12 protein-coding genes are annotated in these 11,206 nt (G+C 70.3%); 4 read left to right on the top strand and 8 right to left on the bottom strand.

Annotated elements, in window-relative coordinates:
• Window positions 1-56: 56 nt before the first annotated feature.
• Window positions 57-218 (bottom strand): hypothetical protein, encoded by a 162-nt coding sequence (locus OG884_RS05255; RefSeq protein WP_326642690.1) that lies wholly within the window; start codon window positions 216-218, stop codon window positions 57-59.
• An 87-nt stretch (window positions 219-305) separates the two neighbouring features.
• Window positions 306-743, bottom strand: a complete 438-nt coding sequence (locus OG884_RS05260) for an SRPBCC family protein (RefSeq protein WP_326642692.1) — start codon at window positions 741-743, stop codon at window positions 306-308.
• 372 nt (window positions 744-1,115) lie between these two features.
• Here OG884_RS05260 and OG884_RS05265 point away from each other — a divergent pair, with 372 nt between their 5' ends.
• The 4 genes from OG884_RS05265 to OG884_RS05280 all read left to right on the top strand — a co-directional run bounded on the left by OG884_RS05265 (window position 1,116) and on the right by OG884_RS05280 (window position 5,171).
• Complete coding sequence (locus tag OG884_RS05265) at window positions 1,116-1,613, top strand: hypothetical protein (RefSeq protein WP_326642694.1); 498 nt, start codon at window positions 1,116-1,118, stop codon at window positions 1,611-1,613.
• Window positions 1,614-1,805: 192 nt separating this feature from the next.
• On the top strand, window positions 1,806-3,380 hold the full coding sequence (locus OG884_RS05270; protein WP_326642696.1) for an acyl--CoA ligase family protein: 1,575 nt from the start codon (window positions 1,806-1,808) through the stop codon (window positions 3,378-3,380).
• 138 nt (window positions 3,381-3,518) lie between these two features.
• Window positions 3,519-4,298 carry an IclR family transcriptional regulator gene (locus tag OG884_RS05275; protein WP_326642698.1) on the top strand — a complete coding sequence of 260 codons (780 nt, stop codon included), beginning with the start codon at window positions 3,519-3,521 and terminating at the stop codon, window positions 4,296-4,298.
• Between the two features lie 15 nt (window positions 4,299-4,313).
• Window positions 4,314-5,171 carry a fumarylacetoacetate hydrolase family protein gene (locus OG884_RS05280; protein ID WP_326642700.1) on the top strand — a complete coding sequence of 286 codons (858 nt, stop codon included), beginning with the start codon at window positions 4,314-4,316 and terminating at the stop codon, window positions 5,169-5,171.
• Here OG884_RS05280 and OG884_RS05285 read toward each other — a convergent pair.
• Genes OG884_RS05285 through OG884_RS05310 form a run of 6 tightly spaced genes read right to left on the bottom strand, consistent with a single transcriptional unit; the run spans window position 5,153 to window position 11,187 of the window.
• Window positions 5,153-6,052: an aldo/keto reductase gene (locus OG884_RS05285; RefSeq protein ID WP_326642702.1), complete on the bottom strand. Its 900-nt coding sequence runs from the start codon at window positions 6,050-6,052 to the stop codon at window positions 5,153-5,155. The genes OG884_RS05280 and OG884_RS05285 overlap by 19 nt on opposite strands.
• Entirely contained in the window at window positions 6,049-6,831 is a 783-nt protein-coding gene (locus OG884_RS05290) for a hypothetical protein (protein WP_326642704.1), read from the bottom strand. Before OG884_RS05290 ends, OG884_RS05285 begins: the two co-directional genes overlap by 4 nt.
• 1 nt (window position 6,832) lies before the next feature.
• Window positions 6,833-7,777 (bottom strand): zinc-dependent alcohol dehydrogenase, encoded by a 945-nt coding sequence (locus OG884_RS05295; protein ID WP_326642706.1) that lies wholly within the window; start codon window positions 7,775-7,777, stop codon window positions 6,833-6,835.
• A gap of 4 nt (window positions 7,778-7,781) precedes the next feature.
• Window positions 7,782-8,711, bottom strand: coding sequence for an NAD(P)-dependent oxidoreductase (locus tag OG884_RS05300; protein WP_326642708.1), 930 nt, complete (start codon window positions 8,709-8,711; stop codon window positions 7,782-7,784).
• Complete coding sequence (locus tag OG884_RS05305; RefSeq protein WP_326642710.1) at window positions 8,708-9,544, bottom strand: SDR family NAD(P)-dependent oxidoreductase; 837 nt, start codon at window positions 9,542-9,544, stop codon at window positions 8,708-8,710. The genes OG884_RS05300 and OG884_RS05305 overlap by 4 nt, the downstream gene beginning before the upstream one ends.
• 38 nt (window positions 9,545-9,582) lie before the next feature.
• A complete protein-coding gene (locus OG884_RS05310; protein WP_326642712.1) occupies window positions 9,583-11,187 on the bottom strand; it encodes an ABC transporter substrate-binding protein in 1,605 nt (534 codons plus the stop codon).
• Window positions 11,188-11,206 lie beyond the last annotated feature (19 nt).

Consider the following 11,206-nt stretch of genomic DNA (forward strand, 5'->3'; position numbering starts at 1 on the left):
CTCCCTCGAAGCGACCAGCCGGTCTCTGGGAACCTATTCCTACCCGTCAGTAGCCGTCAACGGCGGCGCAGCACGAAGACACCCCGGCCGAGGTGTCTCCTGCCGTACTCGACATGCGAGCGGCGGCGGCGCTCCAGGAAGTCGCGCACCTCCTCGACGTCGGCATCGTCGGGGTTGTCACGCAGCCAGTCACTCAGCGTCCACCACTGGCTCGCCACGTAGCGGTCCCAGCTGTCCTGATCTGCGCCCTGAAGGATCTCGGCCTCACCCTGCGCCAGGTCGGTTCGATCCTGGACGAGTGACGGTCACGCGCGCGCGATGACCAGGTCGTTGAGGCGGCGGACGTCCTGCTGGAGCTTGTGCCTGAGCCCGCGTCTGAGAAAGGGGACACGCAGGCGCTGCAGGCCGCGGAGCCTGATCCTGAGGTGAACGGTCACCAGGCACCGGTCGCCGGCCAGCGGCACGACCGACCTGCCACCCTCGGCGTCGATCCCCGAGATCATCCGCCAGGCGAACTCCGTCCCGGGAACCACCGAGGTCACCACGCTGCCGGTGTGGTGGACACGGCCCCCGAAAGTGATGGATTCGTCCGCGGTGGTGCCCGGAACGACGAGGCCCGGCGGGTCCGGCGCCATGGTGGTCACGCCCGCGCGCCATCGGGGGTCCTGGCCGAAGTCGGCGATGATCCGCCATATCTCGGCCGCCGGATGTGCCATCTCGATCGACACGTTCAGGTCGATCACAGCTCGTACACGATCCCTGTCAGGCGCTCGGACCTCGCCCGCAGCCGGGTCCAGGCGGCGACGGCGTGCGAGCCGGCACTGGAACGGATCCCTCCGGGGGCGGTCAGAGACGTCGGCCTCCGTCCAACGGCTACCGGTCATTGCCGCTCTTTCCATTAAGCGATTAGTCGGCAAACCATATCGAGTCTGCATTTGTTATGAATGTTGACTAAAAGAGAGAATCGGCGTCGACCTGACGACCGTCCCGGTCACCGCGGACCGGCCGTGCCTGCTTCGGCGCCTTCCTGCTCTTGGGCACCTCGTTTCCCAGCCGCTCGTCCGCTTCGGTCGACCGGTGATCAACAGGTCCTGGAAGTCACTATCGTCACAACCATGGAGCAACTGGCGTTCACCTCGACCACCCTGGTCAACTTCAAGGACAGGACCTACCGCTGGGTGGACGTGAAGCACTTCCGTATCGCCTCCGGGCAGGACGACGAACCGCTGCTCACCGCACTGCTCTCCCACCAGCTGTACCGGGACGACTACCTTGGCTCCGACTCCTGGAAGGGCGACGGGTCGGTGCACGGCCCCTACCGCCTCGACGCGCTCTCGGCCGCCTCCTTCGAGGACGTCGACACGGAAACCGCCTCCGCCACGATCCGTACCTGGGCCGACAGATACACCGATCTCCCCGAGGCCGTCGCCCACGATCTGGAGACCGAGGTCTACCGGCTGATCCGCGCGGCCACCTCCCGCTACCGCCTCCGCGACCTCGACGAGGCGGCCCGCGACGACGACCTGGGATGGATCCTCGGCGAGTTCCACGAACTCGTCCTGATCGACCGGAGCGAGGGCTCCCTGGCCGTCATCGTCGCCTCCGACGACTGACCCGGCCCCGCCTTTCCCGGAGGGCGCGAGGGCGCCCAGGCCCCCTGCTCTCCGAGCTCTCCGAACAGTCCACGAACACCGCGGGATCCTCTCACGACACCCTCGCAAAGTTCACATATATAAACAGCTTGACAGCATATGGAACCCGACTGACAATGGGCCGCGACGTCCGGCAAGAGAGGTGGAGTTGTCGTGTCGACTCATGTCAGTCAGACGCCCGGCGCGGGCATCGCCGCCGCCCTGAGTTTCGATGCCCTCACCCCGACGGCCTTCCTCGACCGGGCCGCGGCGGTCCACGCCGACCGCACAGCGGTGATCGACGGGCCGCTCCGGCTGACCTACCGCGAGCTGCACCTGCGGTGCCTGCGCCAGGCGGGCGCGCTCGCCGGTCTGGGCGTGCGGCCGGGCGACCGCGTCGCCGTGCTCGCCGCCAACACCCCGCTGCTACTGGAGTCGCATTTCGGCGTGCTGTACGCGGGGGCGGTGCTGGTCACCCTCAACATCAGGCTCTCCGCCGAGGAACTGCGTCACATCATCCGGCACTCGGGCGCCCGGCTGCTGCTGTTCGATCCCGAGTTCGCCGAACTCGCCGCGGCGGTCGCCGAACCGCTGGAGGACCTGAGAGTCGTGGACCCGGGAGAGTACGAGGCGCTGCGCGCCGACGCCGCGCCGCACCGGGTGCCCGTGACGGACGAGCGCGCACTGATGGCCCTGAACTACACCAGCGGAACCACGGGTCCCCCCAAAGGGGTCATGTACCACCACCGGGGCGCCTACCTCCAGGCCCTGGCGATGGTCGGTCACTTCCGCCTCACATCGGAGGCCGTCTTCCTCTGGACGCTGCCGATGTTCCACTGCAACGGCTGGGCGTTCCCCTGGGCGGTCACGGCCGCCGGCGGCGTCCACGTCTGCCTGCGCAAAGTCGACCCACCCCGGGTGTGGCAGCTGATCGCCGCCGAGCGGGTCACCATGCTGTGCGCCGCGCCCACCGTGCTGATCTCCCTGGTCGAGGCCGCCCCCGCGGCGTTCGACGGCCACCGGGTGACGGTCGCGGTCGGCGGCGCGCCGCCGTCGCCCACCCTGCTCCAGGGCTGCGCCCGGGTCGGCTTCGACGTCACCCACCTGTACGGCCTGACCGAGACGTTCGGCCCGGCGGCCATCTGCGACTGGCGGCCGGAGTGGTCGGCCCTGCCCGACGACGAGCAGGCGCCGCTGCGCGCCCGCCAGGGCGTCTCGAACCTGGTGTCGTCCGCGATGCGCGTCCTCGACGCCGATGGCCTGGACGTGCCGTGGGACGGGGAGACGATCGGCGAGGTCGCGCTGCGGGGCAACACGGTGATGCTCGGCTACTACCGGGACGAGAAGGCCACCCGGGCCGCCGCGCCCGACGGCTGGTTCCGCACCGGCGACCTCGGCGTGCTGCATCCGGACGGCTACCTGCAACTGCGCGACCGCGCCAAGGACATCATCATCTCCGGCGGGGAGAACATCTCCTCGATCGAGGTCGAAGCGGCCCTGGCCGGCCATCCGGCGGTCCTGGAGGCGGCGGTGGTCGGCGTTCCCGACGATCGCTGGGGCGAGCGCCCGGTGGCCTTCGTGACCCTGCGCCCCGGCGCGCAGGCCTCGGCGGAGGAGCTGCGCGCGTACGTGCGCGGCCGGCTCGCCGCGTTCAAGGCACCGGACCGGATCGAGTTCGGGGAGCTGCCCAAGACGTCCTCCGGCAAGATCCGAAAGGTGCTGTTGCGGGCCCGTGCCGATGTCGGCTAGCGCCGCCGGCCGGGAGCGTGGCCCCCCGCACGGGGCGGTCGGCCGGACCTTTCCTGGCTTCTCCCTGTGCGTCAGCGAACCGAGTAAGGTACCACTGACCGAACCCCGGTTTACCTACATGAACGGCCTTCCATTGTTATGAACCCACTTGTCAAGTCGGCAGACCGTACCCTCGCGATTCTGGATCTGCTGACCGACCATCGCGACGGCCTGACCCTGACCGAGATCCAGCGCCGGCTGGAGATCCCGAAAAGCAGCACCTACACGCTGCTCGTCACGATGGTCACCCGCGGGTTCCTGGAACAGGACGCCGAGACGCGACGCTTCCGCGTCGGCATCCGGCTGTGGCAGGCGGGCCAGAGCTACGTCGCGGTCTCCGATCTGGAGCAGGCGGCGCTGCCGTACATGGAGACGCTGCGGGACACCTTGAACGAGACCGTCCAGCTGGCCACGCTCGACGGTACGGACAACGTCTACATCGCCAAGGTCGACCCCGACCACCAGCTGCGGCTCGCTTCCCGCGTCGGCGTCCGCCTGCCGGCCTACGCCACCGGGATCGGCAAGGCCCTGCTCGGCCAGCTCGACGACGAGGAGATCCGGGAACGATTCGCCGAGATCCGCTTCGTCCAGTACACCCCGCAGACCATCAAGTCGCTGCCCCATCTGCTCGCCGCCGTGCGCGAGGTGCGCGAGAACGGCTACGCGACCGACAACTCCGAGTACACCCCCGGCGTGTTCTGCATCGCCGCCTCCTTCAGCGGCCACCGGGGCGGCAGCCGCGCCGCGATCAGCGTCTCGATCCCCGAGATGCGTAAGACGCCGGCGCTCATCGCCACGACCATCGACAACGTCCGCTCGACCGCTCACCAGCTCTCGCTGCGCATGGGCTACCAGGACGGCGCGAGCGGCAACGCATAAGGCATAAGGACTGACATGGAACTCTTCCGGTTCGGCCCCGCCGGGTCAGAACGTCCCGGCGTACGGCACGAAGGTCGCGAATACCACCTCACCTCGCTGACCACCGACCTTGACGGCGCGTTCTTCGCGGCCGACGGCATCGAGCGGGTCGCCGCCGCCCTGGTCACGGGCGGGCTCGCGGAGGCCGACACGGCCGGGCAGCGGATCGGGTCGCCCATCGCGCGACCGGCCGCCGTGGTGTGCATCGGGATGAACTACGCCGCCCACGCGGCCGAGTCCGGCGCGGCCCCGCCGGAGCAGCCAGTGGTCTTCCTGAAGCACCCGGGCTGCGTGGTCGGCCCGGACGACGAGGTGATCCTCCCTGCCGGCTCGGTCAAGACCGACTGGGAGGTCGAGCTCGCCGTGGTGATGAAGCGCACGCCACGCTATCTGAGCGACCCGTCCGAGGCCCTCGACTACGTGGCGGGCTACGCGCTCTCCAACGACCTGTCGGAGCGGGCGTTCCAGCTTGAGGTGTCGGGCGGGCAGTGGTCCAAGGGCAAGTGCGCCGAGACGTTCAACCCGCTCGGCCCGGTGCTGCGGCCCGCGGCCGAGCTCCGGCCCGACCGGCTGCGGCTGCGCTCCTGGGTGAACGGCGAGCCGCGGCAGGACTCCAGCACCGCCGACATGATCTTCTCGGTTCCCGAGCTGATCGTGCATCTGAGCCACCACATGCTGCTGCTGCCCGGCGACGTCATCAGTACCGGCACGCCCGAGGGCGTCGGCCTCTCCGGCCGCTTTCCGTACCTCAAGGCCGGCGACGTGGTGAGCATGGAGATCGACGGGCTGGGCCGGCAGGAGCAGAAGGTGGTGGACTACCAGCCCGCGTTCTGAGTCGGCGGCTCCGCCCGGTCCAGCGACCGCAGCTCCTCCTCGCTCAGGACGAGCCCGGCCCCCCGTACGGCGGTGGCGACGCTGGCCGGGCGCCCGGCGCCGACGATGGGAACGATCACCGGAGACTGGGCCAGCAGCCAGGCGATGGCCACCTCGTGCGCGCTCACGCCACGCGCCAGCGCGATCTCGCCAAGCGCGGGCAGACGGCCGGCCAGGCCGCGCGCCCCGGCGGGCCCGCCGAACGGCGAGTAGGCGAGGTAGGCGATGCCGTGCGCGGTGCAGTGGTCCAGCACCGCGCGATCGGCGCGGTCCAGCACGGAGAAGCGGTTCTGCACCGCGTCGACCCGGGTCCGCGCGGTGGCCTCCCGTAGCTGAACGAGCCCGACGTTGCAGACCCCGACGAGCTCGACAAGACCTTCCTCACGCAACCGGGCCAGCGCGCCGACGCTGTCGGCGATCGGCACCTCCGGATCGGGCCAGTGCAACTGGTACAGGTCGATCCGCGGGACGCCGAGCGCGGCGAGGCTGCCCAGGCAGTGCCGCCGCAGGGTCTCCGGCCGGGCGTCGACCGGGAATCCGCCACTCGGGTCGCGCCAGTGCCCGCCCTTGGTGGCCACCAGGACCGAGGAGCCGCGCGGGTGAGCGGCCAGGCCCCGCGCGATCAGCTCCTCGTTGTGGCTGCGCCCAGGACACGAGGCCGGGACGTAGGCGGGCGCGGTGTCCACCAGCGTCACCCCGGCGTCGACGGCGGCGTGCAGCGTCGCGAGCGCGGCTGCCTCGTCCGGCTCCGCGGCCAGGGACCAGCGGGCGCCGCCCAGCCCGACCGGGCCGACCTGGCGCGAACCGATCAGCCGGGGCGTCGGCGGGCGGATCCCGGTCACGAACCGGGGACCGCCGCGACGACGCCGTCCGGGTAGCGGATGAGCTGGTCGGCGTCGTAGATGGTCAGCGGCACGTCGGCCACCCTGCGGACCCGCTCGTGGGCCGCCATCGCCTCGTAGATGTTCTCGCAGATCCCGATGGGCTGGTCGGTGTCGAGGTTGCGGCGGGTGAAGTAGGCGTCGGTCACCGTGACCACGCCCGCCGTGCTGTCGATCTCCACGGCCATGGAGGCCCGGTGGTGCGAGCCGGTCCACCAGGTGCGGATCCCCGGCACCACCTCGTCCTCGTCTGCGAGCAGCCGGACCCGATCCCACGCGTCGTGGGTGAGATAACTCAGCACGTGCGGCGGCAGGCAGGACCAGCGGTCGTCGTGCGGGTGCCGCTTGGTGCGGTGGAAGTGGGTCCAACCACGCTCGGTCAGGCAGAACCGTGCATTCGGGAACAGCGGGATGTTCGAGGTGGTGTAGAGCTGCAACGGCGTCAGCAGGACGTGGGTGACCTCCTCCAGCGCGACCCCGTGCGCGGCCAGCTGGTCGGGCAGCCACTGGCCCTGCTCGCGCCGCATCGCCGCGCGCTCGCCGAGGAAACCGGCCCACTGTTCGTTCATCGGGCCGAGGTCCTCGGCCGGTCCCGTGCCGATGAGCGCGGTGACCCCTTCGCCCTGGATCAGCACGGCCTGAAAGGCCAGCCGGTACCACTGGTCCCAGTCCGACATCCAGTACACCTCTGGACCCGGCACGTCTCCGTCGCCCAGATGAAGCAGGCGTACACCGAACATCTCACTCCTCTCCCCATGGGCGCAGCAGCGCCTTGACGACATCCTGGCGGCCCGTCATCAGCTCACCGAAGATGGCCGCGCCGTCGGCCAGGTCGAAACAGGACGTCCAGTCCAGCGCGACCTCCTCGGCGAGCTTCACCGCCTGGGCGAACTCGGCCGCCGTGTAGCAGTACGAACCGACGACATGCTTCTCCTCGCGAACGATCTTCTGCCCGTCGAAGGCGGCATCGCTGCTGAGCAGCCCCACCCACACGGCCGTGCCACCCGGGCGCAGGTGCTGCACCGACATACGGTGCGTCGCCGCCGCGCCGACGGCGTCCACGACGATGTCGAACTCACCCTGAAGAGACGTGGTGACGGCGGTCGCGCCCAGGCGCCCGGCCACCTCCAGCCGCTCCCTCGACAGATCGCAGACCACCACCTGGTCGGAGAACCGCCTGGCCACGAGCATGGAGACCAGGCCGATCGTGCCGGCGCCCAGCACGGCGACGCGGGCGCCCTCGGCCGGGCGGGCCAGGTTCAGCGCGTGCACGCCGTTGGCCAGCGGCTCGATCACCGCCGCCGTCTCGAACGACATGGACGGCGCGAGCGGATGCAGAGCCTTCTCCGGCACGGAGACGTACTCGGCGAACGCCCCCGGCCGGTGGATGCCCAGGATCGCTCGCTCGCGGCAGAGATGGTCGCGGCCCATCAGGCACAGGTCGCACGCCCCGCAGCTGAGCAGGGGGTTGACCGTGACCCGGCGGCCGTCGGGGGTGGTCCCGGCGAACTCGTGACCCATGATCAGTGGTGGCCGCCGGAAGCCGCTGTCCCGGATGCCGTGCAACTCGCTGCCGCAGATGCCGACCGCGCGGACCTTGACCAGGACCTCACCGTCGACCGGCGGGGGGTCCTGGACATCGAGCAGTTCGACGGTGCTCGGCTTGGTGAAGACGAGAGCGCGCATCGTCTCAGCCCGCCGCCGTCAGCAGGTCGCGCATGATCTCGGCGGCCCGCCGCTGGAGCATCGGCAGCGACCGCGTCGAGAGGTAGGCGACATGCGGGGTCACCAGCACGCGGTCGTGCCCGGCCAGCTCCGCCGAGATCCCGGACGGCGGCTCCCCGGCCAGTACGTCCAGCGAGGCGAAGCCCAGCGTGCCCGCCTCCAGTGCGGCCAGCAGCGCGGCCTCCTCCACCAGGGCGCCCCTGGCGGTGTTGACCAGATGCCCGGCCGGGCCGAGCGCGTCGAGCACCGCCCGGCCGACGATGCCGCGGGTCTGCTCGGTCGAGGGCACGTGCAGCGTGAGGTGGTTGACGGCCGCGGCCAGGCCGGACAGCGTCGTATGTCCGGTGACGTCGGAGGGCAGGTCGGTGACGTACGGATCCCACACGTGCACCGGGAAGCCGAGTGCGGTGGCGCGCCGGGCGACCGCACGGCCGATCCGCCCGAACCCGGCGATGCCGACCGGGTCCTCGCCGGGGGGCAGCGGCGCGGCGATGCCCTCGGTGGTCCATCCCCTGACGGTGTAGGAGCGGCTCGCCGCGGTGAGCCTGCGGTTGTGGGCGTAGACCGACGCGACCGCGTGGTCGGCCACCTCGGCCAGGCAGTAGTCGTCCACGTTGCGGACCTCGATGCCCAGCCGGGCGGCGGCGGCCAGGTCGATGTTGTCCAGGCCGATCCCGTACCGCACGACCGCGCGCAGCCGGGGCAGCCCGGAAAGGACCCGCTCGGTCAGCGGCGCCCACTGCACCAGCAGGCCGTCGGCGTCCGCGCCTACCTTGAGCACCTCCTCCTCGGTCCTGGCGTCGTGGTGGCTCACCTCGAAGACGGGGACCAGGACGTCGCGCTCGATGGAGCCGTCCCCCAGGTTGGTGTCGGTGATGACGATGTGCGTGTTCAACGCGGGTCCCTCGAATCGCTGTCGGTGCGCGTCGCCGGAGCGGATCCGGCGAAGCTGGAGTCCTCGCCCAGGCCCTCAGGACCCATGGCCAGATAGCCGCCGTCCACGGGCAGTTCCACGCCGGTGATGAAGCTGGCGTCGCTGGAGCACAGGAAGGCGATGGCGCGGGCCACCTCGTCCGGTTCGCCCAGGCGGCGCAGCAGGTGGAAGCGGCCCCAGATCGGTTCCCAGGCGGCCCGGTCGCCGTGCGCGGCCCGGCTCACCTCGGGCGTCCAGATCCATCCCGGGCTGACCGCGTTGACCCGGATGCCGTCCGGGGCGAGATCCATCGCCATGCACTTGGTCAGCGTCAGGATGGCGCCCTTGGTGGTGTTGTAGGTCCACCGCGCCGGCTGGGCGACGTGGGCGGAGACGCTGGCGGTGTTGACGATCGCCCCCGCCTCTGAGCGGGCCAGCAGCGGATGCGCCGCCCGCACCACGTTGCTGATGCCCTGCACGTTGACCCGGAGCACCCGGTCCCACTCCGGCGGCGTCACGTCCAGCCCCCGGGCCAGGAAGTTCACCGCGCAGTTGACCACCGCGTCCAGGCGGCCGTGCGCGGCCCCGATGCCGCCGACGGCGCGTCGTACCGCCTCGTCGTCGCCGACGTCGACCACCTCGGCGGTGGCCGTGCCGCCCGCCTGCTCGATCGCCTCGCGGGTGGCGGCCAGGCCCGCCTCGTCGATGTCGAACCCGATCACGTGCATGCCGCGCGCGGCGAAGCGCAGGGCCGTGGCCGCGCCGATGCCCGACGCGGCGCCGGTCACGATGCCGACACGATCCGTCCAGTCCATGATTGTTCTGCCTTTCGGTCAGGCGTCCGGTCGCGAGGTCAGCCCGACACCCACGCGTTCAGGAAGCTCGGCACGCTGTAGCGCAGCCGGCCCGGCTCGTCGAGGTCGATGCTGTGCACCCGCTTGGACCAGATGAAGCCGATCGGCGCGCTGGTCGTCCACACCCACGGGAGCCGGCTGGTCAGGACGGCGTCCGCCTCGTTCCACAGCTTCTTCTGCTCCTCGGGACTCCCGGTGACGCGGGCCGCTTCGGCCTTCTCGTCGAAGGCGGCGTCCTTGAACCCGCCGGTGTTCAGATCGCCGCTCGAGTGCAGGAACCGGTACGGCAGCAGGTCCGGGGTGAGGAAGCCGGCCATCGTCCAGCAGATCGACTCGTACTTCTTGCCGAAGAACTGCGCCAGCCAGGCGGAACTCTCCAGCGCGTCCAGCTTCACGTCGAACCCGGCCGCCTTGAGCTGGGAGACGATGACGTCGGTGGCCGCCCTGGCGTTGTTGCAGGTGTAGGTGAAGGAGGCCTTCTTGCCGGTCTCCGTCTCGTACGCCTTGATCAGCTCCTTGGCCCCCGCGAGGTCGTACTCCGGGTTGGCCTCGGTGCCGTGGAAGGGGTTGCCCTCGGGGAAGAGGCTGACGGCGGGCTTGCCCAGGCCCTCGGTGGTCAGGTCGACGATCTCCTGGCGGTTGAGCGCCTTCGACACCGCCTGGCGTATCCGCTGGTCGTCGAAGGGGGGCCTGGTCACGTTGAGGATGATGCTGTCCTGGTCGCCGCCGACGCCCTGGACGAAGTTGACCTGGGTGTTCGCCTTGGCCGTCTTCATCAGCGTCGAGGAGGTGGTCGCCATCAGGTCGATGTCCCCGGCCAGGAGTGCCTGGTAGGCGCTCTGCGGGTCGGCGATGGTCTTGACCACGACCTTGTCCAGGTAGGCCTGCTTGTTCTTGTTCCAGTAGTTGGGGTTGCGGACCAGTTCCACCGGGCTGCCCGGCGACCACGACTGGAGCTTGTACGGCCCGACCCCGGCGGCGTGCGCGGTGTAGTCGTCGCCGTACTGCTTCAACGCCGTCGGGGAGGCCACGTACCCGGCGGTGCCGGAGCCGTCGTAGGCGAACACGTACGGCAGGTTGCTGAAGGGCTGCTTCATCTTGATGACGACCGTGCTGTCGTCCTTGGCCTCGACCGAGTCGATGGAGGACAGCAGCGCCGCCGCGGTCGAGCCCTCGGCCCTGTTCCGGTCGAGGTTGAACTTCACCGCCTCGGCGTTGAAGGGCGTTCCGTCGCTGAACTGGACGCCCGTGGGCAGCGTCATCTCCCAGCTCATCTGGTCATCGCTCTCGACCAGTGACTTGGCCAGGTTCGGCTCCGGCTGATCGCCGATCTTCGGCACCGCCATCAGCGTGTCGTAGACCGCCGAGCCGATCAGCGCCATCGTGTTGGCCGAGCCCTTGGAGGGGTCGAGGGTGGTCAGGTCGGCCCCGCCACTGACGGTCAGGGTTCCCCCGGCCTTCGGGACGGCATCGGTGGCGGCGGGGGCGCCGGAGGTGGTGCTGCCGTCCTGCACCGTGCAGGCGGACATGGTGATCGCCGTGGCGGACGCGAGGAGGAGGACGGTCGCCCTGCCCACGCGGCTACCCCGATATGGGACGCGCATTGCGTTGCCTTCTTTCTCA

It is taken from the genome of Streptosporangium sp. NBC_01755, from assembly GCF_035917995.1.
Taxonomy (GTDB): Bacteria; Actinomycetota; Actinomycetes; order Streptosporangiales; family Streptosporangiaceae; genus Streptosporangium.

Bases quoted from the DNA above. Each gene is read 5' to 3' on its own strand.
- OG884_RS05265 (WP_326642694.1), top strand. From the start codon at position 1,116: ATGGAGCAACTGGCGTTCACCTCGACCACCCTGGTCAACTTCAAGGAC.
- OG884_RS05275 (WP_326642698.1), top strand. From the start codon at position 3,519: ATGAACCCACTTGTCAAGTCGGCAGACCGTACCCTCGCGATTCTGGAT.
- OG884_RS05280 (WP_326642700.1), top strand. From the start codon at position 4,314: ATGGAACTCTTCCGGTTCGGCCCCGCCGGGTCAGAACGTCCCGGCGTA.
- OG884_RS05290 (WP_326642704.1), bottom strand. From the start codon at position 6,831: ATGTTCGGTGTACGCCTGCTTCATCTGGGCGACGGAGACGTGCCGGGT.
- OG884_RS05295 (WP_326642706.1), bottom strand. From the start codon at position 7,777: ATGCGCGCTCTCGTCTTCACCAAGCCGAGCACCGTCGAACTGCTCGAT.
- OG884_RS05305 (WP_326642710.1), bottom strand. From the start codon at position 9,544: ATGGACTGGACGGATCGTGTCGGCATCGTGACCGGCGCCGCGTCGGGC.
- OG884_RS05310 (WP_326642712.1), bottom strand. From the start codon at position 11,187: ATGCGCGTCCCATATCGGGGTAGCCGCGTGGGCAGGGCGACCGTCCTC.